Raw genomic sequence first — 23,091 nt, forward strand, 5'->3', positions numbered from 1 at the left:
TGACTATTTCTGCAGCATCTGCACCCAGCCTGTCCGCATTTTCCGCGCGCCTGCTTCCTGATGCGTACCTTCCCAGACGGCAAACGCTACCTGAGTAGGCGAGGCCTGTGAAAAGCCCTCGGGTATCGGCCGCGTCAAGACGATGGCCCATCCGTTGCTTGTTCGAACGCCTTTGCCTTTGGACCAAGCGTTAGGCCCCGGCGAGAGAGTGCCCGGTCCTGCGGCGATAAGGTCCTCGACAGGATTTTCCCGCGGACCGGAACGGTTGTTACCGAGTTTGCGTGCGGGTGCGTAACGCATTTCGGCGCTTGCCTTTGCATTCGGGTCATTTTCGAGCGGTTTTGCCTGAAACGGATAGTGATCGACGGTAGCGTTCGGATGCAGGGCTGCTATCTCGTCAGCACGTCCGTCAACTATCGCCTGCCAATCAGCCCGCCAATACGATATCTCGACCGTTTTTCCGGCCTCGCCCATTTGCGGTGCGGGCACGCTTGCCTCGATCTTCGTGGGAAGCTGCACGGCAGCCGCATCTACGAACTCACGCGGGCCCGGCAGATCGTTCTGCGAAGCGTCTGCCCATTCGAGCCGAAACGCGATCTCGTTGCCGTGCGTGATCGCCTTTACAAAGACCTCCTGCGTCGATGCCTCCATCAGCCGCGGATCGACGAGGTCCTGGAGTATCAGTTTCGATGAATGCAGCGGGGCGGCGTTCCAGACATTGTCGTTCGGGTCGAGCGTGATGCGCTCGGCCGAAACAGCCTGAACGTCAGGCGTCGTTACGACCGCCCTGCTGCACGAGATCGCGCCTTGGAGGAAAAGGGCAGCGAGTGTAATTAAGACCGTCTTTTTGGTGAACATCTGTCCTCCTGTTGTTACGGGCAGTTGACCCGCGTTATCTGGTGTAAAGTGTCATACGCCGGCCTGATATGGACAGGCTCTTTCAATGGAACATTGACCAGCACGTTGCCGTCGTCATCGAGTCCCGTTATCGTCTCGCCGATCCGCCGCCATTTGGTCATAACGCGTTCTGACGATCCGAAGAGTCCCAGCAGTCCCGCCAGATCAGTATCATTGACGGCGTTGCGGTATGTTTCGATGGCCTTTTCGACGCCGGGCCCGAACATCTGCCGTGTGAACGACGTAGGCACGTGAACCGGCGGGATGTAATATACGTTCGGTTCGAGTCCGAACTGCGGAAACAGGGGCAACGCGACCTTTTTGATGTGAACGAGATAGTCGAGCGGATTGTCGGCACGCGCGTTCTCGGGCGTGTTCAGATAGCCTGCCATGCGTATCTTGCCGATGCAGTTGACGAAACATTGCGGCTGAATTCCTGATTCCATCTTCGGGAAACACGCTATACATTTTTCGCTCGTGCCGGTCATCGCGTTGTAGAAAACTTTCTTGTACGGGCAGCCTTTTACACATTCCTGATAACCGCGGCAGCGTCCCTGATCTACCAGCACGATGCCGTCCTCAGGCCGTTTATAAATGGAGCCTCGCGGGCAGGACGCCAGACACGCCGGATACGTGCAGTGGTTGCAGATGCGTGCCAGATAATAGAACCACGCCATGTCGTGCGATCCGGCAATGCTCGCACCGCCGTCGATCTGGCCGGCACAATCGTCCTCGCCTACGTTCGGATAGGAGTAATCCTGATCTTCGGGCCGCCAGCCGAGAACGCGTTCGCCCGCGGGTGCGGATTCGAAAATGGTGCTGCCCTCGTAAACGGGCCGTTCGCCGCTCTCATTCCAATTGCCGCCGTCGAGCATATCCAGCAAATTCAGATCCCACGCGAGCGGATAAAAACCGTAGGGCTTGGTCTCGACGTTGTTCCACAGCATGTACTCCTGTCCTTTGCCCGAGGTCCACGTGGTTTTGCAGGCAAGCGTGCAGGTTTGGCACGCGATGCACTTGTTCGTATCGAATACTGCGGCGAACTGCTTTTGCGGGCGGCTCTCCGGATACCAATAGGACATTTCCCGTCCAAGTTGCCAATTGTTTACGCGTGCCATTGTTAGTTCTCCTTAATGTTTTCTATGAGATCTGCTTTTTCTGCGGCTGCCCATTTCACCTGACGGCCGAGATGCGTGGTGTAAACGATCATCACGCAAGCGACGACCGATACAGCGAGTATCAACCCCGCAAATGCCTTTCCGAGTTTGCTCCCCATACGCAACCTGAACACCGCGATCAGCGATGCGATGGCCGCGGCCTCGATCAGAAAGAACGACGTTCTGGCCGTGTGTTTGTGTGCAGCCAAAGCCTCGGCGTGCGGGCCTGAGTAAATTGCTTTCGCACCCGACGTCTCGCCCGTCACAAATGCAGGCAATGCGATCAGTGCGGCCGCGACGGCCAGATAGAGCCCGAATTTCGTAACTCCGTCGCTCGCCCGAAACATGCCGAAAGCGAGCAGCACCGTCGCCGCGACCATCAGTATCGCGGGGTAGTGATTCAGGATAAGATGTAACTTCTGAGCGTCCATTTCTGATGGTTAACCCTTTTTCGCGAAGTCACCCGCGAGGTATTTTTTCATCGCGTCAGATTCCGTACGCGGACGAATGCCGAGTTCGACCGGCCTCCAAAGCCCTTTGCCGTCAATGCCGCCGGGCTCGGCTTTTGAGATCTTGACGAACGCCTCACGCGGTGCTCCGGTCGGGCAATGAATGTCAGGAGCGAAACCTTTGCCAATGCCCTGGCCGAACATCCCTTTGCGGACAAGTGAATCGGTCATCCAGGTCGGTTTCAGCCAGCCGCGTGTCGCCGATTGGTGCGAACCGCCGCGGAACATTGCCTGATAGTTGGTCGCTTCGTTCTTTGCAAGGCCGTCCTTGCGGTCCTTCTGGCCTTTTTGCGAGCCGGGCGTCGCGGCGTACATGTTGAACCACATTCGCGTTACGCCGCGGGGCGTTCCGGGATAGTAGCGAGCCCGGCAGATGAGCCTTGCAACCTCAAAATCGGCCTTGTTCGCACTCTTGTTCCAGCCGCGGAACGGACGATCTTCCGGATCGGGATCGATCCAGACGTAATCGCCATCGTTGATGCCAAGTTCCTGTGCGTCCCCGGGATTAATGTCCACATAGCCCTCGGTCACGAACGGCGACCGCTTGTCGTGGCGATAAATATCGCCGAACGGCCCGAAAAGTATCGCGACCATGTCCGTGTCGATAGGCGTCGTGTGCGAGCCGTGGCGGTATTTCGGCGTGTGAAAGATGAATTTGAATCCGTCCTTCATCAGTGGATGTGCGGTCTTTTTCGCTTCCTCCCACGTGTAAACGACGTTGCGGCCGCAGCGGGTTTCGCACGACAGGTCGTCGCGTTTCGCTCCGTAATCTTCGGGGCTCTTTGGCCGCATGGCCTCATGCGGCGGTGCGATGATGATGTTCGGTTCGAGGAATGTCGAATCGACAGGTTCGCGGTGCACGGGCAGATTTTCGCCCGCGTCGATGAACTCGTCCTCTTCGCGATAGAATTCCAAACGGCCGCTCTTTGTGTACCACGGCGTCGAATCGGTTAGCTGATCGTAGCCGACGTTCTTGGGCGTAGTTCGGCTGTTCATCAATGCCGGTATGCCTTCGAGTGCCTTCTGATGAAGCTCGCTGAACTTATAGCCTTTTGTATTCGTCGAATTATCGAGTATCCGCTGCAAATAGACGTCCGTCCGGTCCTCGCGGACGAATTTCCAGTAGTCATTGAAACGCTGGTCGCCGGTGAGTTCTGCAAGTTTTGAAGAAACCAGTGCGAACACCTCTATATCGCCGATGGTATTGAAAATGCGGTTGATCGGCGTTTTTGGAAAGACGAGCAGGAACGGATTCGTTACTGATGCCGTCATGTCGGGATGCTTCAGCTCGGCCCAAGAATCCACACCGAAAACCACGTCCGCCCATTCGCACGAAGTTGACCACCACCATTCGTTGACGGCGATCATCTCGATATTCGGCAACATGTTAAAGACCGTGTTGTAGTGCCATTTCACGTTGCCGAGGATCGAATTGGCGTTGGCGAACCACATCGATTTCGTCGGACACGGCATATGCGTTTTGCCCGTAAGGATGGTCTTTCCGACCTTTAGCGGATGGTCCTCGTGGTTGTAATAATGTGCCGATTCGGGCTTCCAATACTGTTTAGGCCGTGCCGGTTTTTCGGGATCGAGCTCGATGTCGAACGGATTCTCGTTGATATACTGCGGCGAACCGTTAAATAACGCGACGCGATAGTTGCCGGCGTAGGAACCAATATTGCCGCCGATCTTTCCGACGTTTCCCGTCAATGCGGCAAGCAGGATCGTGTCGCGGTCCTTGTTGTCGCTGTTAAAGAACTGATTCGGACCCATGCCGATCGCGAACAGCGTCGTGCCCGGCTCTTTGGCGATGTGGCGTGCGAGTCCCTCGACCGCGGCCGCGGGCGCCCAAGTCAATTCCTCGACCGTCTTCGGATCGAAATGTGCAGCGTATTCCTTCACAAGGTCAAAAACGGGCCGGCACTTTACCTTGCTGCCGTCCGCGAGCGTTACCTCGACAGAACCTTCCAGCATCGCGTCCGCGGTCTTTGAATTCTTGCCCACATCGTCGCGTGTCAATGCGGTGGGTGCATTCGTTTTCGTGTCCCAGAAAACGTAGTCGCCCCATTCCGCACGCAGCTTTTCGGCGACGACGTTCTGCGACGTTTGTTTTGCGGGCGGCGGTTCCTTTTCGCCCTCGCGGACGATGAATGTCTGTTTAAGCTCGGCTTGTGTTCCGCCGAAAACGTCGGCAGCCTTCAAATACTTCAGTGAATCCATCCTCACCAAAACCGGCATGTCGGTCCAGCTGCGGACGTATTCGTCGTCGTAGAGTTTTTCGCGGAGAATGACGTTCGACAGCCCAAGTGCAAGCGCCGGTGTCGTGCCGGGACGCACGACGATCACATCATCAGCCTTTGTTGCCGTCGCCGAATATTCGCACGCGATGACTACGATCTTTGTGCCTTTGATGCGTGCCTCGGTCAGCCAATGAGCATCGGGCATTTTCGTCGTGATCCAGTTCATTCCCCACACCACGACGGTCTTTGCATATTCGGTCGAGTTCAGATCAAATTCCACCGTCTGCTGTCCCGTTACCATCGGGTGTCCGGGTGGAAGGTCGGTGTGCCAAGAATAGTTGTCAAAGCCTTTGCCGCCGACGGCCTGATCAGGCCCGACGCCTCGTACCTTTGCATCGAGCAAAGCCATCGAATTCGCTAGGCGGTACATGCCGAAAACACGCGTAATACCGAGCAGCGGCATTCCGCCGCGGAATTTCATTACCTGCGTGCCGATGCCCTGCGTCGCCTCGACCACGGCCTCTTCATAGTTCTGCTCACGGAGCCGGCGCATTCCCTCTTCGCCCGAATACGTCTCAGCGATGTTCTTCAGAGCAGCGGCAACGATGGTCGCCGCTTCGTCGTGCGACATTCGTATCCATTCGTCGCGGGCACGGTTGAAATAGCTTTTGTCGGGGCGCCCGTCCTTTCCTCTGGGAAAGCCTTCCTCATACCAACGCTTGAATCCCGCACGCACCATCGTTTGGCTGACGCGGCGGTCGCCATAAAAACGGCGTGTCAGTGCGAGGCCTTTTTGGCAAACGCGCGGATCCCAACGGTGCGAGGTGCCGTTGCCGCTCAGATCTTTCGCCTCGCCGTAACGCATCGTGGGCCCGAGCCGCGTAATGACGCCGTCGCGGACGTACGCGTTGAGCAGGCAGTTGTGCGTATCGTTCGGCGCGCATGTAAATGTGTATTTCGAATCGTACCGCCACAGGTCGCGGTAAACGTCCTCCCAGCCGCGGTTAGGATATACCGCCAGCGGGTTCGTGATCGCGTCAAGGCCCCATGCATTCGTCGCCGATGCGGCCAACGCTCCAAAGCCTGCCGCTGAGATGCGTGCCAGAAATTCGCGTCTTGAATATTCGCTTTTCATATCGTTGCCTCGCTCACTAATTCTTGGTTTCAAGCGTTCTGATGTATGCCGCTATCGCTTCTATTTCGCCGCGCGTCAAGGCCGGCCTTACGGATGACGGTGTCGAAAAACCTTGCATAACGGTTCCGCGTCGGCCGCGGGCAATGGTCTCGACCAGGAATGTATCCGTCGCCGTCTGCAGGAATACCTTGTTCCCGATCGCAGGCCCTTCGCCGCCCGAGCCCATCGGACCGTGGCAGCCCGCACAATACGACGCGAACAGCCTGCCGCCCATTCCGACATCGCCCGTGACCCAACGTGCCGGTTTTGCATCGGCCTCGGGCTGAATGGCGCCGCCGAGTTGGCGAATGTACGCGACAAGCGAACGTATCTCGTCGTCTTTCAGCCCGTTCGTCCGCTCGCCCCACGACAGCATCGGCCTGCCGGGACGTCCGCTGCGTATCGCCGCAAATAGAAAATCGTCCGAAGCCAACGCCAGCAGATCAGGATTCGCTATTGAAGGATTCGGCGGCAGCCCCGGAAAACGCATTCCCGTGCCGGCCGCACCGTGGCAGCTTGCGCAAATGGTCGAATACAGCGTCGCGGGATCGGATGCGAATTCCCTCTCGCCGAATCGCATCGCTTTCACGCGGTCTTTCGGCAGGAAGACATCCGGCAAAACACGCCGCCGAAGAGAAAGCGTGTACATTGTCAGTAGGTCTATCTGATCTTCGGAGAGGTTCAATGCCGGCATCAGCGATCCGGCGACCGTAGATGCCGGCGAACGGAAATGCTGAGCGAACCAGTTAGCCAGCGTGCGTTCGCCGGGCACATTGCTGAAATTCAGTTGGTTTGGATCTCGCTCGCCAGACCTCGAAAGTTCGGGCCCGTTCTCGCCGCCGAAATTGCCCACGACATGGCAACCGGCACATCCCACCGAATTGAACTGCGCACGGGCCTCGATCAGCTTCGGAGCGCCCATTTGCGTTTCGAGAAATGTCGTGACGGCCTTTTGATCTTCTTCACTGATCTCACGGAAAGCGTTTTTCCAAAGCCCGTCCGTTGCAGTTTTGTTCTTTTCCCAGTGAGCCGCGTACCATCCGCGGTCGTAGCCTTTTAGACCAATGTGCGACAGGTCAGGGCCTTCCATTCCGGTCACATCGCCGCCCGGCCTCAGCGTTCCGCCGCGGCCGTCAAGGCGGTGACACGCATAGCAATCCAGCTTTTCGAAAGTCCGGCGGGCGGAATTGAGCGTTTCAATGTTCGGAACATTCAGCGGCGTGTGACACGTGCCGCAGCCGGCGTAGGCATATTTCGCCGGCAGCATCGGCTCCATCCAGAAGTGGACGTTGCCGTGAGCGTCGTCCTTTTCGGTCGCCTGTCCCTGGCCTCCGTGACAGGTCGTGCAGCCCATGGCCGTGATGTCGTGAACGACGGGCTTGTGCGGCTGTGCGACCTTTTGGTCAGAGATGATCGTCTCGCCGGGCGCCATACCGACGTGGCAAGTAACGCAGCGGTCGGCACGTTTCAGGTCGTTGTTGACGATCTGCCGCAGCCGAACGTCGATCGGGCCGTCCTGCGTTTTTGCCGTGCTTTGAATGTAATGCCAATCCTTAAGAAAATTCTCAGAAGCGGCCGCGGCAAGCAGCAGCAGCAGCACGCCAAGGCTGGAAAATAAAAGTAAGTGTTTGTTCTTTTTCATGACTTACCTTTTCTAGTGGTCATTCTGTCCACTAATGTCCCGGCCAATGCGACGGTGACCAGAAGAAATCCCAGTTCGGCCCGCGGAAATGCGTGCCGATCACGGTCAACACGATGAAGCCCGCCAGGAAACACGTGAACAGTGCCAATGCACCCGCACGCGTCGAATTGAAACGCCGCAGTACCCATATCGAGAACGCCGCATACAGCACCGTGATCACCGTTCCCGGATTGACGAAAGTGATAACAAGCTGCGGAATATCCGGGAACCATTCACGCAGCCAGCCGAATCTGATCGCGAACGCCTCGACCGCGATCGACGTTGCAAAGCCGTAAAGTGCGGACCAGCCGACGAGTTTCGCTCCACCCGGACCGCCGAACCATTCGCCGGTGCCTTCGGTTTCCTTGTCGAGGAACGGTATCAGGCCCAATCCGATCCAGCAGAGCATCGGAATACCGATGCCGCCCATGAATGCAGAGAACGAGACGATCTCCTGAAGCCCGAGGAAATACCAGGGAGCCTTTGCCGGATTCTCCGGCACAAGCGGATTTGCCAGTTCCTTGAGCGGTGCGTCCGAAACGAACGCCAGGAAAAAACAGATGAGCACCGTGAACATCAGCACGCCGAGCTCCGCATAGAAAAGATGCGGCATAGACGGCACAGTGTTCTCAGGCCCGCTGCCGACTGCCGGCGTCTTGCCTTTGACGACAGCCGCGAGCTGATAGGTCTTCTGCGGCTGTTCAGTGAAGACCGGATAATGCTGCTTCGGATCGGCCGCGACGAGTTCGTCAACATTTTTCGGTTTCGCGAGTCCGCCGTCCTTCCTGATACGCCAGAAATGCACGGCCATCAGCATTGAAAGCACCAACGGCAGGATCATTACATGCAGCAGATAAAAACGTATGAGCGATTCTTCGCCGACTATCTCGGAGCCGAGCAATATCTCACGCTGCAGCCCGCCGATGTCGAAATACTCCGTGATGCCCATTGCGTCCGTTATCTCACGCGGACTTTGGGCGATGTTGGCACCGATGGTGATGGCCCAATATGCAAGCTGGTCCCATGGCAGCAGATAGCCCGTGAAGGAGAGTGCTAGCGTCGTGACCAGCAGTCCCCAGCCGATGAACCAGTTGAATTCACGCGGTTTGCGGTATGAAGCGGTGTAAAACGCCCTCGCCATATGCAAGATCACCGCGACGACCATAACATTCGCCGCCCAACGGTGAATGTTTCGCATGAACCGGCCTGTCGGCACGATGAAATGAATATCTTTTATCGACTGGTACGCAACATCGGGATAAGGCTTGTAATAGAACATCAGCAATATTCCCGTGACCAGCGTGATCAGGAATGCCGCGGTCGTTATGATGCCCAAGCCCATCGTGGTGCTCCATTTCAGGCTCCACAGGTGCGTGCGGACCGAATGCAGATGAAGAAAGACGTTTCCGAAAACGAAAGACGAGCGTGTGCGGTCAGAGACCGGCGCACCACCGCGAAACATCGCCCTGTAGATCTGTCCGGGGGCGGTCTTCAGATTTATCCAGAATTCATTCAGAGCTGATCGCTTCGCTTCATCCATGATCTACACCTTTGTTCCGGCCTTTACATGGCTGTCCTCGTCGATGGTATAAACGCCGGCACCGCCGGTTACCTTGAGCCACGGCAATGCCGTCGGCGCCGGGCCTTTGGTCACTGCGCCGTCCTTTGCAAAGCCGGAGCCGTGGCACGGGCATTCAAATCCTTTCGCGTTCGCTTTGACGATGCAGCCGAGATGAGTGCAGACGGTCGATAGAGCGTAAACGCCTTCGCCGTCACGATAAATTGCGACATTGCGGCCCGGCGGGATGAAAGCCTCGCCCTCAGGCAATGCGTCCGGCAGCAGCACCTTGTATTTTTTCGAAGGCGAAGCGGAAACTGCCGCCTTTGGCAGCTTGAGCATGCCGAAAAGCGAAACGACGAACGCTGCGATCATCGTTCCCAAGGCGGCTAGCCCGAGGAAATCCCTTCGAGGCATCGGTTCCGGATCAAATCGTGACCTCTTTTCGCCCGGTTGTGTCGTCATATGGTCCTCCAAGTTGTTGAAAATGCGACCCGCTCCATCGTGATCGCGTCAACAGGGCAGCGGATCGCACACAGTGAGCAGCGGATACAACGGTCCTCATCTTTCAGGATCGCGGAATTCTCATCAAGGTCCGCATCGCTGCCAAGCTGTCCGTCGATCACGAGAGATAATTCGTCTGAAGCTTCGAGAGTTGTCAGAGAAACCAGCTTCAGACACTGCGTCGGACAAACGTCCACACAGCCGCCGCAGAGCACACACCGCGTACCGTCGAAAACAGGCGTCACTCCGCAGTCGAGACATCGCGATGCCTCGCGCATCGCCTGCTCTTTCGTATATCCGAGCTCGACCACGTTCTCGGGATGCTCGAGCCTTTCCTCGGGCTCGATGGTGGGCACTTCGACCCGGCGAATGCTCTCGTAACCGCGTTCGCGTCGATAGCGGTCGAGCACGATGTGCGATGTCATCTTTTCTTCTTCGAGACGACGGCCTGTCAGGAATTGGTAGATGGAACGTGCGGCATGCTTGCCGGACGCGACGGCGTCGATGAGCAGTTTGGTGCCGTGAGCGAGGTCGCCGGCGACGAAAACGCCCGGTGCCGTAGTCTGCAAAGTTTCACGGTCAACCGTGACCCAACCGCCACGCATCAGCTCGACATCGCCGCCGCCATCCTCAAGAAAATCGAGATTCGGCGCTTGCCCGACCGCGAGCAGAACCGTGTCGCACGGGACGATCCGAGTGTCCTCATCGTCATAGACGGGCGAGAATTTTCGGTCTTCGTCATACACGCGAAGGCAACGGCGAAACTTTACGCCGGTAACGCGGCCGTCGTCGCCGCGAATTATCTCTACGGGGCCCCAGCCATTCTCACGCTGAATACCTTCTTCATCGCCTTCGACGATCTCGATAGTATCGGCGGGCATTTCTTCCGCGCTTTCCAGCGAATACAAAAAGACACGAGAAGTATCTGCCATGCGGGCGGCCGTGCGCGCCGTATCAAATGCGATCTGCCGAACGACGGTTCGGGCCACGTCATAAGCGACATTGCCGCCGCCGATGACGACCACTTCGCGTCCGACCGGAACCTTTTCACCAACGGAAACCGCCCGCAGCAGATCGACGCCGCCGTAAACGCCGGGGCCATTCTCGCCGGACAGGCCGAGGCTGCGCGAGGATTTCGCACCAACGGCGATTATCACCGCGTCAAAATCGCGTCGAAGATCAGCAAAGGAAACATCAGCCCCGACGCGTATTCCCGACCGTATCTCGACGCCGAGAGCCTTTATCACATCGACCTCTTTTTCTATGAGCTCGCGGGGAAGCCTATAGGCGGGAACGCCGACCGCGAGCATGCCGGCGGTAACGCTCTCAAGTTCGAAAACTGTAGGGCGAAAACCCATCAAAGCGAGATCGTGTGCCGCCGAAAGCCCGGCGGGACCGGAACCGATAATGGCTATTTTCTGTCCGTCCGCCTTCTCAAAGTTGCCGTCCAGAGCCGAGCGGAGCAGTGCGGCCATCTCGTCGGCTCTGGCGGCTATTGGCGGGATGAAGTCTGTTACGGAATCTATGACCTCGCTGACGGTGCGGGCTTCAGGTCCTGCCTGTTCGCAGGCAAATCTTTTTAATGCACGGATCGCAATGGGCCGGTCGATGCCGACGAAATTACCGTCGTCGTCAACCTTCGGAACCTTGCCGCGGCGGCATGCGGTCTCGCAAGGGGCACCGCAAATGCGGCCGCAAATTGATGCAAAGGGATTCGGACCGCGTGCTATAAGGTATGCTTCCTCGAACCGTCCTTCGGCTATCGCACGGACATACCCGCGTGCGTCCGTATGCACCGGACAAGCGACCTGACAAGAGATCAGGTTCTTGTGGTAATCCACGTCAGGGACATTGATCTTTAGCGGCGATCCATCCATTTTGAAGTCCGCAACCAAGCTAACGGTTTTTTTGGTGCGATATTTAGGCAAATATCAGCATTATTAGAAGGCTAAAAGAAAGTTGCCGCCCCAAATATGATCTAGGTCATAATGTCGGTTTAGTGTTGACGCGCGAGTTTCACAAAGCCGGTCAGAATAAAGAAAAGGCCGTCCGGCGACGGCCTTTAGGTCTTTTACGTGAGCGACAATAGTTCCTAGCTGCGATTCAATTTCACCCACTCTGCTCGGAGCATAAAGCTGCCTTTATTCACAATGCGGTCGCCGACGTGAATACCCTCGATCACAGGAAATCGGCCGTTGACCTCGCTTCCGAGACGAACCTCGCGAAGTTCAAAGACGTTCGGATCTGCGGTCGTTACAAACACTGTTTGCCGGCCGTTGATCGTTTGCACGGCTGATGCAGGGACCACGGGAACTGTGCGTTCGCTTTGCTGCAGCGACCCGAACGCGACATTTACGTACATGCCGAGCTTTAGCGCGCGGTCAGCATTCGCGATCTCTACGCGAACCTTTGCCGTTCGCGTCGTTTCGTCGATCGAGGGGTCGATATATGTTACCTGGCCGCGGAAAAGGCGGTCGGGGTACGCACTTGTTGTCACGCTGGCTCCGCTGCCGGTACGCAATTTCGCGAGGTCGCGTTCAAATGCCTGGGCTATCACCCAAACGCTCGAAAGATCGGTGATCCGCAGGATCTCTTTGTTGTCTTCGATCACCTCACCGGCATTTGCAGTACGGCTGGTGACCGTTCCGCTCGCCGGTGCAGGGATCTCTAATTCCGACCTGACCTGATCGGCAGATCGCAGTGCCGAGATGCGCTTTTCGCTCATTCCATAAAGGATGAGCCGCTGCCTGGCGGTCGCAAGTTCGCTTTCCGCCGAACGCAGTTTGTTCAATGCCTCCTCGTTCTGAGATCTCGTTTCAGGATTTATCTCCAGCAATTTGGACGCACGATCGTAGCGATTTCGTGCCTCTGCCGCTTCAGCCTCGGCGCTTCGCAGTTTCGTGTTGTCCTGTTCAAGTTCCTCACGGCTCGCCGCCCCAATTCCGAGCAGCCGTGTCGTCCGCTGATAACGCGCCTGCATCTCCGCAAGGGCGGCATCGGCGGCCTTCACTTGCCTGGCAGAGTTATCAAATTCAGTGCGACCGGGCTGATTTATCGCGACCAGTCGCTGTGTGCGGTCAAAGTTTTTACGTGCATTCTCAGCCTCAGTAAGCAGCGTGACGTACCGAGCCTGAGCCCCGGCAAATTCATTACTGAATACAACTGCGATCGTCTGACCTTTCGTCACCGAATCTCCGAGTTCGGGAATCACGCGTCGAATGACGCCGCCCACTAATGCAAGCGCAGGCGTATTACGATAGGCATTTGCTTCGACGACGCCGGTCGCGGCGGTGAGGCCAAGCTCAGCGGCCAATTGCTCTCCGACGGTTTCGATCTCAATGCCGGAATTCACACGCTGTTCCTCCGAGACCGTGAGCGTCCGTCCGGTAAGCGGCTCTGCTTGATCGGCTTCGCCGAAGGTCGCCGTTCGAGGAGCAGAAACCGGCTGGCCGCCGCCGCCACTACGGCGGAAACCGAAGAACCAAACGGCAAAGATCAAGACGCCGAGCGTTATTATGGCAATGGCAGCAAATAATAAAGGGTTTATTTGTCTGCGTCCGTCGGAAACGCGGTTCGGGCCGCCTTCGTCCTCGATCACTTTATTGTTTTCCGTTTCGTTCATTTGTTGATCAACTCCGTAGAATTTACCGAACGCAGAACCTCGATCCGTGCCAGATAAAGTTCCTTCTGAGCTTCGATGAAGCCGATTTCCGTATCGATGAAACGCCTCAATTCGCCTATGTAATCGAGCAGCGTCTTTGACCCGAGTTCGTACGTTTGCCGCACGACGTCCAGATTTTGCGCAGCCTGTTCCCTGACGCCGACGCGGAAGATCTGTTCGGCACGAGCCGCCCGGTTATATCTCGCATACGCGGCCGCAACGTCGCGTCGGACCACCAGTTCACCGAATTCACGCCGCTTTGCCGCAGCCTCTTCCTCAAGAACGGATGCGGCGATCATACCTTGATTCCGGTTACGCACGGGCAGGTTGAGTCGTACGCCGAAAGTGAAGAAATTCATCCGGTCCATGATCGGCATCAGAACTCCCATTTCGTTGTAACCCGAGAGCGGAAAGCCGGACCGCATCCGCTGGTAACCGATCATGGCGTCGGCATCGATCCGGCCCTCGGCTCGTGCCTGATCGGTCCTTGCAGCGGCGAGCCTTTCGACGGCACGGGCACCCGAAAGATCCGTTCGTGATCGAAGTGCGTTCTGCACCGCTTCCGCCAATGGCTGCATCTGAACAATTGGGCTCTCAAGATCGCCCTTGATCTTAAGCGGGACATCGGGCTGCATTCCCATGAGATTTCGAAGATCGATCAGACGTATCTCGGCATCGCCCTCGGCCATTTCCCGCATTGCCCTGATGCGATTCAGTTCGACGACCTCCATATTCCGCTCGAGCGGAGCACGGCGGCCCTCATCTACCTGTGCCGAAACGAGGTCGTAATTCTCAATGGCAGCGCCCAGCATCTCTTCGATGAATTTGAGTTTTAGGATCGCGGCCAGTGCCTCACCAAACAGCATCCGAACCTCGGCCGCAAGCATGCGTTCGCGTTCGGCGACGGCAAGTTTTCGTATTTCCAGCTCACTCTCGGCAACCCGTATTCTTGAGCCGCGGCGGCCGCCCAATTCCAAGGGAATTCCGCCCTCAACCATGAAGCTGTTATCCTCGCCTCCGATCTGTTTCGATCCGCTCACCTCCACACTCGGATTCGGCCGCAGGCGGGCCTGAGCAATGAGGAACTCGCCCGCCTTGGCCTCTTTTCGCATCGCCTCGATCTCCGGATTGTTGTCGATGGCATACGAAACGGCCGCATCAGCCGTCATTCCGTTCGCCTGATCCAGATATCGCTCGAAAGAACTCGTTCTCGGCGGTGTAGGCGCAACCTGTCCCCAAGCGGCAGCGACGCATAGAAGCATCGCTACACCGAAAGTGAAAGATCTGATCGAACGCTTACGCATAAAGTCGCGACCGGTGTCTGATACGGCCCTAATGGTCGTGCATTTCCAGGAACATTCCCTTTGGCCCGACGCCGAACTTATGGACGAGTTCTGCACCGTGATGTCCCGCAAGCGCCACCGCGACCGCCGCTGCGACAAGGACGACCGTCGTCAGGGTTTCTGCCCACCATTTCATCTTCAGCAAGAACATCGATCCCGCCTTTAATACAAGGCCGGCCAAACCAAGCCAAAATGTTGCCTCTGCAAACTGCTCATGCTCTAAAAGGATCTGCTCGGCAGCGGCACTCAATCCTGTGGTATGCGGGTGAAACGTATTCGACGCCAGCCACGCTCCGACGACCCCGACAAGGGTCATTCCCAACACTAGCCATCCGAACTCCCTCTTGAACACCGCAAGCCCAATGATCTGGATCACGGCAGCAAGCATCAACAGCATGATCGGAAAGTGAACGATCATAGGATGAAGCGTAGGAAACTCTTCCAAATGACCGTCGGCTTGCTCGATCGTCGCGCCACCCGCGGGAGTCGGAACCGGCTGGCCCGGTGCATTTGCAGGATTCTGTTCAGCATTGGCGTTTGCAGGCGCCGGCTTGTTGTGCCCTTCGTGGCCATAGGCCGTGAATGCGAATACCGCATACAACAGGATCACAGCAAGGCTGAGGCTGTGTTTGAGCTTTAGGTTTTTCAATGATCCATCTCCTCGGTCAACGAACGATCATCTTTCCGCGGTGCATATTCATACCGCAGGTAAATGCGAACTCACCGGCTTTCTTAGGTGTGAGCCTGACGGTAACCGGTGTATTAAGCGGCAAAGGGCGATTGATGCCGTAATCCGGAAAAACGACCTCGGTGGCACAGGTGTTGTCGGTCAGACGCAAAAAGGTAAGCTGTGCCGGAATTCCGCGTTTTAGCGTAATACTGCCCGGTTCATAGCCCATTTGTGTGATCTTGATGCGGGCCGATTGTGACCGCTGTTTTCCTTTGGTTTGAGCGGCTGCGCTGCCTGCAAGAACCGCGAGCATGACAATCACTACTGCAATGATATTTCTATGTTTCATTTTCTAATTACTCCTTTTTTAACTCCCAGATTCGGATCCAATAAAAGATCACAGGTGTTACGATCAGCACGTGGACCAAACTAGAGATCATCCCGCCAAAGACCGGCGTGGCAAGAGGTTTCATAACTTCGGAGCCGGCACCCGAACTCCACATGATAGGCATCAGTCCGAAAACAATGGTTGCCACGGTCATCACTTTTGGCCGCAGGCGAAGCAACGCGCCTTCGGTCACAGCGTCGAGTAAGCTGTCACTGTCCAGCTCGCCTAGTTCCTCGCGTTTTCGTCTGACCGCTTCCTCAAGGTAAACGACCATTACGACGGCCGTTTGCACCGCCGCCCCGAAAAGTGCGATGAAGCCGACCCAGACCGCGACCGAAAAGTTGTATTGCAGCATCCACAGCAAATAGAATCCGCCGGTCAAAGCGAACGGCACGGCAAGCAGCACATGGGCCGCTTCCAGTAGCGAGTGGTATGTGAAATATAGTGTCGCGAAAATTATGAGTATCACGATCGGTATCACGATCATCAGCCGTTCGCGTGCCCTGACCTGATTCTCATATTGGCCGCTCCAATTAAAGTAATATCCCGTCGGCATCTGCATCTTTTGACGCAGCAGGGCGTCCGCCTCTTCAACAAAGCTGCCGATGTCGCGGCCGCGAACGTTCAGCAGGACCGTACCGCGAAGCAGGCCGTTCTCGCTCTGGATCATCGCCGGCCCCTCAACGGTGCGTATCTCGGCAAGCATCGACAGCGGTATCGATTCTCCGGTCGGCGAAGTGACTGGGATGCGTCCGATCGCCTCGGGCGACGAACGGAACTCTTCAGAGTAACGGACGCGGATAGGGAAACGGTTCCGCCCTTCGATCGTCGTCGTCAGGTTCGTTTCGCCGATGCCCCGCTCAACGACCTCCTGGATCGTAGCAACCTCAATTCCGTAACGAGCTGCCGCCGGCCTATTGATGTCGATATCGATATAAGGTGCACCGCCGATCTGCTCGGGATAGACGTCAGCCGCACCGGGCACATCTCTAATGATCGCGGCGATCTCTTGCCCGGTCTTTTCTATCGTTTCGAGATCGTTTCCGAACACTTTAATGCCGATCTGTGAGCGAATGCCCGTCGCGAGCATTTCGATACGATTGATGATCGGCTGTGTCCAGATATTCGTGACGCCCGGCATCCGGAGTTCGGCATCCATCTCTCCGATCAACTTTTCGCGGGTCATTCCCGGCCGCCACTCGCTTTCGGGCTTAAGATGAACGACGGTCTCGTTCATGTTTATTGGAGCGGGATCGGTTGAGCTTTCGGCACGGCCGGCCTTTCCGACGGCCCATTTCACCTCAGGAAATCCCGCGATTATCTCGTCCTGTTTGCTGAGTATACGCGTGGCCTCGTCAAGCGAGATACCGGGATCGGTGACGGGCATATACATCAGATCGCCTTCGTTCAATGCAGGCATGAACTCGCTGCCGATCTGAGTTGTGACGAACATCGCGCCGGCGAAAAAGACAAATGCAATGGCGATGGTTGCGGGACGGTTTCGCAATGCGGTGGTCAAGACGGGCTTATATATCGCCCTTAGGAATCGCATCAGTGGATTCCATTCCTCGGGACGGAGTTTTCCGCCAAGCAGAAAGCCGCATAGAACGGGGACCAACGTCACCGCAATGAATGCCGCAGCGATCATCGCGAACGTTTTGGTGTATGCGAGGGGATGGAAAAGCTTTCCTTCCTGTCCCGTAAGGGCAAAGACCGGAACGAAAGCCACGACAATGATCGCCATCGATGCAAATATCGGCCGCCCGACCATCTTTGTCGCGTCCAAAACGATCTGCCAGACGCGCTCCTTATCCTTAAAGCTCACGCCTTCTTTCTCAATGGCGCGGTAAGCATTCTCGGTCACGACAATGCCGGCATCAACGAGATCGGAAATCGCGATCGCTATGCCCGCCAGCGACATGATATTCGACGTTATGCCGAAGAAATACATGAACAAGAACGAGCAGAGTGCCGCCAGCGGAAGCGGTATCGTGACGATAAAGATCGACCTGAAATGCGCCAGAAAAATAAGGTTTACCAGCGTAACGAGGATGAGTTCCTCGATGAGAGCCGTCTTCAATGTGTCAGCCGTTCGATTTATCAGGTCTGTTCGGTCGTAGAATGGGACGATCGAGACGCCGGGCGGCAATCCCGGCTTTATCTCCTCGATCTTCTTTTTAATGTTCTCGATCGCGACCAAGGCGCTGACACCGTAACGCATTATCACGACGCCGCCGACGGCCTCTTTGCCATTCTTGTCGAGCGAACCCGTGCGGAATGCATTGCCGATCTTTACCTCGCCGAGATCGCGAACGTAGATAGGCGTCCCGCCTTGCGATCCTACGACGATGGTTTCGACGTCGGCGACAGACTCGACCAAGCCAATGCCGCGTACCACCGCCCATTCGCCTGCCTGTTCGACGACGTTGCCGCCGACGTTCGTGTTTGAACTCTCGACAGCCATTAGGACCTTGGACAACGGGATGTTATACGCGCGGAGTTTGTTCGGATCGATATCTACCTGATACTGCTGAACATATCCGCCGACGGTTGCGACCTCGGCGATTCCCTCGGTCGAATTGAGCTGGTAACGAACGAACCAATCCTGTATGGTACGCAGCTCACGCAGATCGTGCTGTTCAGACTCGAGCGTGTACCAATATACCTGCCCGAGCCCGCTCGCATCGGGCCCGAGCGTCGGCGTTACACCGGCGGGCAGCTGCGCGGCAACGAGATTCAAACGTTCGAGAATTCGCGTTCGTGCCCAATATAATTCAATGTTGTCCTCGAAGATCACGTTGATCATCGAGAAGCTGAATGCCGAGCTTGCCCTTACAGTCCTGACGCCGGGAAGCCCCTGAAGATTTGAGACCAGCGGATAAGTTACCTGATCCTCGACCTCCTTCGGCGACCTCCCGGGCCAGTCGGTAAACACTATGACCTGATTGTCAGAGACATCGGGAATTGCATCGATAGGCGTATGCACAAGCGCAAAATAGCCCGCCACCGCAAGCGCGACATAGACCGCGATCACGATCACGCGATTCCTGATAGACCATTCAAGCAACCAATTGATCATCGTCCCGTTTCAGTCATCCCTTCTACTGAGCCACGATCGGCAGGTTTGCCTTGCCCGTGCCGGCCGGCCCTTCGTACGATATCTGTGCCTGCCATTCACCGCCCATTTCGAGATCGGTTTTCCCTGCGTAAACGCCGGGCGTCCCTGTAGTGGTAAATGTCGCAGGATTGTTCATCACGGCCATCGTTCCCATCGCGGGCATATGGAAATTGAGTGCGACATTACCCACATCAACCGGTTTGCCGGAAGCGTCTGTGAAAGTAAGCGTAAAATCCTGCTTGCCTTTGCGCAGAACGCCGTCCTTGCTCGAAAGCGTCGCCGTCAAATTGTTTCCGGCAGGCCCGCTCTTGACGGTCTTGCCGCCGGCCGCATCGCCGGATGTTGACGAGCCACAAGCGGCCGCGAACACGGAAATAATTGAAATTAGTAGTAGTACCGTAATTTTCTTCATTGAAATTCTCCTTAAAGTTGATCGTTAGAAATGAAATGCTTCCGGCCTGCGTCAGGGGACGCAGACAGGCGCGCGCTAAATGAACCTCCGGCAAGTTCGCACAAATGCGAATACACAAAGGTTCAACTAATTAGATCAGAAATGACTGGTGGCGAATGTAAAGGTTCGGTGGGCGAGGTATCTGAGCGTGCCAAATATGCAGCTTGGTGTCAAACCCGGCGGAAGACGTCCGGAACGGTGCGATCGGACAGAATTCCCAGTTGACAGTTTCGTTAACAAACTTTGGAAGTGGAAGTTTCAATGACGAATCCGACTGGACGCGATGGGTGTTTACGAGCGATGTTTCTCCGCATTCCTCATCACAGCACGGTTTCGCCGACACCGAGTCTCGCGCGCCCGTCTTTCGGTCACAACAAGAGGACCGCGGATGGTCCGAGCCCTCAATGCAGCCGCAAACCCCTGCCCAGACATTACCGGCAATGGTTAGAACGAATAGTAGTGCTGCAAATCGTTTCAGCATGACCCAATAGAGGAATATGTACCTGTGGCCGCCGTTTTGTCAAGTGATATCTTGAACGGCGACTCCAAGAGCGTTTCGGTTTGCCTGAAGAGTGGATCACTATCGTTGTGGTTTTTCATCCTTTCCCGCAACCTTGCCGGAACTCATCGGTAGCCCTTCCGCCTTCCACGCGTCCGTGCCGCCCGCTATGTTGAAAACTTTGGTAAAGCCGGCATTAGACAATATCTGTGCGGCCTTTGCCGAGCGGCTGCCGCTGCGGCAGATCAGATAAACGGGTTCATCTCGACGCATCAGGTCGAGATTTTGTTCGATAGTATCGAGCGGTATGTTTCGAGTGCGGGCGGCATGGCCCGCAGCAAACTCTTCGGGCGTCCTGACGTCAATGAACTGCGAGTACGCCTTAGAAACCTCCTCCTGAGCCTGCTGCGGCGAAACTGTAGCGACCGAATCACCGGTCGCAACGGTTCCCGGTGTCATCGCCGTGCTGCATCCAAAAGCTGATATCGCAAAAAGAATAACTAAAAAAATATGATTCATAACTACCTCCCGCGCCGATATCGGCGAGCTGCTATGCGAACATAGTCTCCCTAACTACCATATATACACCCATCACAAGCACGAACCAACCAAAGGCTTTTTTCAGTTTGGCTCCATTCACAAATCCAGCTAACCAGGAACCCACAAATATTCCCGTGATCGAAAATGCGGTGAACACGGCAAGAAATGACCAATTTATGAGTTCGCCGTTCTGAATATCGCCGATAAAGCCGAAAAGCGATTTTGCCGCAATGATGAACAGCGACGTGCCAACGGCGATCTTCATCTCAAGGCCCGCAAGCAGGACAAGGGCCGGAATGATCAGAAAGCCGCCGCCCGCACCGACCAGTCCCGTCAAGACGCCTACGCCGATGCCTTCGCCAAAAACGTAGAGGATATTCCTTGGCTTGTGTTTCTCACCGTCCTCCGGTTCAACGCTCTTTCGTTCGCGTATCATCGAAACTGACGTTGCGATCATTAAAACCGCAAACGTCAGCAGCAGGCCGGTGCCTTTTGACAGCGTAAATCCGCCAAGTGTGAATATCTGCTCCGGTATAAGCGGCATCAGCCACAGCCGCGTCGCATAGACCGCCAAGATAGACGGCAGGCCGAAAAGAGCCGCTGTCTTGAAATCGACCATTCCGCGGCGTGCGCTCTTTAGTCCGCCGACGAGGGCGGTCGAACCGACCACAAAGAGCGAGTAGCCCGTCGCCAAAACCGGATCAACGCCTGCCAAATAAACCAGCACCGGAACCGTCAAAATACTGCCGCCTGCGCCTATCATTCCGAGCGAAAGCCCGATCAGCGTGGCGGCCAAAAATGCTGCGATCTCCATTTTTTCTTCCTTTTCAACTCGGTGGGAGTCGACGAAGACCGCCAACTAAAATGTCAGTACTCGCTCACTGTTCACGATCTCGGCTGCGAGCTCCTGCATAGAACTGCGTGCTGAGCCTTCGATCAGCTTGACACCATGTAATCCGCGAGCGTCTAGACAACTACCGCAAAGCAAAACCTTCGTTCCCTTTGATAGAGCGAGTCTTAACATTCTTTCTACGTTGTAGTAGCCATTTGGCGTGTTTTGTCCCTCGATGGCGCAATTCACCCCGTCGGCCATCAGAAATACCGTTACTTCGTGCTCCGGAAGGTCCTTGTTTATTTGATTTGCGATACGCATAGCATTGAACGCTTTTTCAGTGCCGTAGGGTGCGTCATTTATTATTATCAGTGTTTTCATTGCAGACTCCGGCTCTAGGCATCCGGCTATACAAAAGCCAGATGCCTGAGCTATATTTCAACATCCCGCGAAACTACATGGCGGGACACTATTTCTTTGATCATCTTCCGGAGACACAGGCCGTAGTCGAGACCGCCGTTTCCATGCCTGCGTCGATCCAGGCTTTTGTCCCGCCGATGACGTTGTATATCTCACCAAAACCGGCATTTTCGAGAATGCTCGTTCCCAGGCTCGAACGATATCCACCTTGGCAGATCACGTATGTCGGAGCATTCGGGTCGAGGCTTGTGAATTCCATCGCCAGACGGTCGAGCGGAATATTCACAGTTCCGGGAGCGTGACCGCCGGCGTGCTCTTGGGTGCGGCGAACGTCGACGAACTGCGGCTTTGTGTCCGCGTTCATCAGACCTGCGACCTCTTCCACAGGCACTTGCTTGACCACTTTCTTTTCGCCGGAATATTCGCCGATCAAGGCAAAGCCCTCGACCGTTTCGTGGCCGACGCGTGCGAGCCGCATCACCGCCTCGTCTATCTGTTCGTCGGTTTCAGCAACGATAGCGATATTCACGCCGATAGGGATCATCGTTCCCGCCCACGAAGCGAACTGCCCGCCGAGCCCGATGTTTATCGAATTCGGCACGTGGCCCGCACCGAACTGATCGGCGCTTCTCACGTCGAGAACGATCCCGTCAAAAGCAGCAAGCTCTTCGGACGTCATCTTTTTGGGCTGCGGCAAATTCTCAAGCGGGGCCGAACCTTCCAGGTTCTTTGCTGCGCTCAGCGGGAAGTATGCCGGAACTTCAGGCTGATCCGCGGCGACGATCTTTACGAATTCTTCGCGTGACATCGGCTGCAGTGCGTAGTTGAAACGCTTCTGCTCACCGAGCGTTGACCAGGTCTCTTTCGACAGCGATTTGCCGCAGAGAGAGCCCGCACCGTGTGCCGGATAGACCTCCGTTTCGTCGGGCAGCGGCAAAATCTTTTCGTGCAGCGAATCGTAAAGCATTGACGCCATCTGCTCTGCAGTAAAACCTTTGGAACCAATTAGGTCCGGACGCCCGACATCGCCTATGAACAGCGTGTCGCCGGTGAACATCTTCAACGGGGCCGATTCATCGGTCTTGTCCTTTGCCAAGATCGTGATGCCTTCGGGAGTGTGTCCGGGCGTTTCCATAAATGAAAGCTTCACATCGCCTACCGTCAGTTCGTCACCGTCCTTCACCTTCAGCGTCGGAAACTGTGTGTTTGCCCGCTGCCCAAAAACGATCTCGGCCCCGGTCTTTTTGGCAAGCTCGACGTGTCCCGATACAAAATCCGCGTGCGAATGCGTTTCGATCACATACTTGATCTTCTGTCCGTTCGCTGCGGCCTCTTCCAAATACTGCTCGACGTCACGCTGCGGATCGATGATCGCCGCTTCGTCGCCCGAACCTATGTAATAAGAGGCGTGCGAAAGACACCCCAGATAAAATTGCTTAAATTTCATTT

The 23,091-nt window shown here is 56.0% G+C and carries 18 protein-coding genes; all 18 read right to left on the reverse strand.

The features are described from left to right. Positions 1-3: 3 nt before the first annotated feature. The 18 genes from IPM50_08160 to IPM50_08245 all read right to left on the reverse strand — a co-directional run bounded on the left by IPM50_08160 (position 4) and on the right by IPM50_08245 (position 23,089). Positions 4-858, reverse strand: a complete 855-nt coding sequence (locus tag IPM50_08160; GenBank protein QQS31661.1) for a hypothetical protein — start codon at positions 856-858, stop codon at positions 4-6. Between the two features lie 14 nt (positions 859-872). After that, complete coding sequence (locus IPM50_08165; protein ID QQS31662.1) at positions 873-2,015, reverse strand: dehydrogenase; 1,143 nt, start codon at positions 2,013-2,015, stop codon at positions 873-875. A 2-nt stretch (positions 2,016-2,017) separates the two neighbouring features. Further along, a complete protein-coding gene (locus tag IPM50_08170; GenBank protein QQS31663.1) occupies positions 2,018-2,485 on the reverse strand; it encodes a hypothetical protein in 468 nt (155 codons plus the stop codon). Between the two features lie 9 nt (positions 2,486-2,494). Beyond that, a complete protein-coding gene (locus IPM50_08175; protein QQS31664.1) occupies positions 2,495-5,938 on the reverse strand; it encodes a molybdopterin-dependent oxidoreductase in 3,444 nt (1,147 codons plus the stop codon). A gap of 16 nt (positions 5,939-5,954) precedes the next feature. Continuing rightward, positions 5,955-7,619 (reverse strand): c-type cytochrome, encoded by a 1,665-nt coding sequence (locus IPM50_08180; GenBank protein ID QQS31665.1) that lies wholly within the window; start codon positions 7,617-7,619, stop codon positions 5,955-5,957. Between the two features lie 31 nt (positions 7,620-7,650). Further along, entirely contained in the window at positions 7,651-9,198 is a 1,548-nt protein-coding gene (locus tag IPM50_08185) for a cytochrome b N-terminal domain-containing protein (GenBank protein ID QQS31666.1), read from the reverse strand. Positions 9,199-9,201: 3 nt separating this feature from the next. After that, positions 9,202-9,681 carry a Rieske 2Fe-2S domain-containing protein gene (locus IPM50_08190; GenBank protein QQS31667.1) on the reverse strand — a complete coding sequence of 160 codons (480 nt, stop codon included), beginning with the start codon at positions 9,679-9,681 and terminating at the stop codon, positions 9,202-9,204. Next, positions 9,678-11,597, reverse strand: coding sequence for an FAD-dependent oxidoreductase (locus IPM50_08195; protein ID QQS31668.1), 1,920 nt, complete (start codon positions 11,595-11,597; stop codon positions 9,678-9,680). The genes IPM50_08190 and IPM50_08195 overlap by 4 nt, the downstream gene beginning before the upstream one ends. Before the next feature lie 215 nt (positions 11,598-11,812). Continuing rightward, positions 11,813-13,342 carry an efflux RND transporter periplasmic adaptor subunit gene (locus IPM50_08200; protein QQS31669.1) on the reverse strand — a complete coding sequence of 510 codons (1,530 nt, stop codon included), beginning with the start codon at positions 13,340-13,342 and terminating at the stop codon, positions 11,813-11,815. After that, positions 13,339-14,685 carry a TolC family protein gene (locus IPM50_08205; protein QQS31670.1) on the reverse strand — a complete coding sequence of 449 codons (1,347 nt, stop codon included), beginning with the start codon at positions 14,683-14,685 and terminating at the stop codon, positions 13,339-13,341. The genes IPM50_08200 and IPM50_08205 overlap by 4 nt, the downstream gene beginning before the upstream one ends. A 28-nt stretch (positions 14,686-14,713) precedes the next feature. Further along, entirely contained in the window at positions 14,714-15,373 is a 660-nt protein-coding gene (locus tag IPM50_08210) for a hypothetical protein (protein ID QQS31671.1), read from the reverse strand. A 16-nt stretch (positions 15,374-15,389) separates the two neighbouring features. Continuing rightward, positions 15,390-15,743 (reverse strand): cupredoxin domain-containing protein, encoded by a 354-nt coding sequence (locus tag IPM50_08215; protein QQS31672.1) that lies wholly within the window; start codon positions 15,741-15,743, stop codon positions 15,390-15,392. Between the two features lie 7 nt (positions 15,744-15,750). Continuing rightward, positions 15,751-18,861, reverse strand: coding sequence for an efflux RND transporter permease subunit (locus IPM50_08220; GenBank protein QQS31673.1), 3,111 nt, complete (start codon positions 18,859-18,861; stop codon positions 15,751-15,753). 22 nt (positions 18,862-18,883) lie between these two features. Beyond that, a complete protein-coding gene (locus IPM50_08225; GenBank protein ID QQS31674.1) occupies positions 18,884-19,312 on the reverse strand; it encodes a FixH family protein in 429 nt (142 codons plus the stop codon). A 619-nt stretch (positions 19,313-19,931) separates the two neighbouring features. Next, positions 19,932-20,369, reverse strand: a complete 438-nt coding sequence (locus IPM50_08230; GenBank protein QQS31675.1) for a rhodanese-like domain-containing protein — start codon at positions 20,367-20,369, stop codon at positions 19,932-19,934. A 31-nt stretch (positions 20,370-20,400) separates the two neighbouring features. Continuing rightward, the gene (locus IPM50_08235) at positions 20,401-21,204 is read right to left on the reverse strand and encodes a sulfite exporter TauE/SafE family protein (protein ID QQS31676.1); all 804 of its coding nucleotides are present in this window, start codon (positions 21,202-21,204) and stop codon (positions 20,401-20,403) included. 45 nt (positions 21,205-21,249) lie between these two features. Next, positions 21,250-21,603, reverse strand: a complete 354-nt coding sequence (locus IPM50_08240; GenBank protein QQS31677.1) for a DsrE family protein — start codon at positions 21,601-21,603, stop codon at positions 21,250-21,252. A 100-nt stretch (positions 21,604-21,703) separates the two neighbouring features. Continuing rightward, the gene (locus IPM50_08245; protein QQS31678.1) at positions 21,704-23,089 is read right to left on the reverse strand and encodes an MBL fold metallo-hydrolase; all 1,386 of its coding nucleotides are present in this window, start codon (positions 23,087-23,089) and stop codon (positions 21,704-21,706) included. Positions 23,090-23,091: the final 2 nt, after the last annotated feature.

It is taken from the genome of Acidobacteriota bacterium (assembly GCA_016700075.1).
Taxonomy (GTDB): Bacteria; Acidobacteriota; Blastocatellia; order Pyrinomonadales; family Pyrinomonadaceae; genus OLB17.

Coding starts and splice junctions, on each gene's coding strand:
- IPM50_08160 (QQS31661.1), bottom strand. CDS start 858: ATGTTCACCAAAAAGACGGTCTTAATTACACTCGCTGCCCTTTTCCTC.
- IPM50_08165 (QQS31662.1), bottom strand. CDS start 2,015: ATGGCACGCGTAAACAATTGGCAACTTGGACGGGAAATGTCCTATTGG.
- IPM50_08170 (QQS31663.1), bottom strand. CDS start 2,485: ATGGACGCTCAGAAGTTACATCTTATCCTGAATCACTACCCCGCGATA.
- IPM50_08175 (QQS31664.1), bottom strand. CDS start 5,938: ATGAAAAGCGAATATTCAAGACGCGAATTTCTGGCACGCATCTCAGCG.
- IPM50_08180 (QQS31665.1), bottom strand. CDS start 7,619: ATGAAAAAGAACAAACACTTACTTTTATTTTCCAGCCTTGGCGTGCTG.
- IPM50_08185 (QQS31666.1), bottom strand. CDS start 9,198: ATGGATGAAGCGAAGCGATCAGCTCTGAATGAATTCTGGATAAATCTG.
- IPM50_08190 (QQS31667.1), bottom strand. CDS start 9,681: ATGACGACACAACCGGGCGAAAAGAGGTCACGATTTGATCCGGAACCG.
- IPM50_08195 (QQS31668.1), bottom strand. CDS start 11,597: ATGGATGGATCGCCGCTAAAGATCAATGTCCCTGACGTGGATTACCAC.
- IPM50_08200 (QQS31669.1), bottom strand. CDS start 13,342: ATGAACGAAACGGAAAACAATAAAGTGATCGAGGACGAAGGCGGCCCG.
- IPM50_08205 (QQS31670.1), bottom strand. CDS start 14,685: ATGCGTAAGCGTTCGATCAGATCTTTCACTTTCGGTGTAGCGATGCTT.
- IPM50_08215 (QQS31672.1), bottom strand. CDS start 15,743: ATGAAACATAGAAATATCATTGCAGTAGTGATTGTCATGCTCGCGGTT.
- IPM50_08220 (QQS31673.1), bottom strand. CDS start 18,861: ATGATCAATTGGTTGCTTGAATGGTCTATCAGGAATCGCGTGATCGTG.
- IPM50_08225 (QQS31674.1), bottom strand. CDS start 19,312: ATGAAGAAAATTACGGTACTACTACTAATTTCAATTATTTCCGTGTTC.
- IPM50_08230 (QQS31675.1), bottom strand. CDS start 20,369: ATGAATCATATTTTTTTAGTTATTCTTTTTGCGATATCAGCTTTTGGA.
- IPM50_08235 (QQS31676.1), bottom strand. CDS start 21,204: ATGGAGATCGCAGCATTTTTGGCCGCCACGCTGATCGGGCTTTCGCTC.
- IPM50_08240 (QQS31677.1), bottom strand. CDS start 21,603: ATGAAAACACTGATAATAATAAATGACGCACCCTACGGCACTGAAAAA.
- IPM50_08245 (QQS31678.1), bottom strand. CDS start 23,089: ATGAAATTTAAGCAATTTTATCTGGGGTGTCTTTCGCACGCCTCTTAT.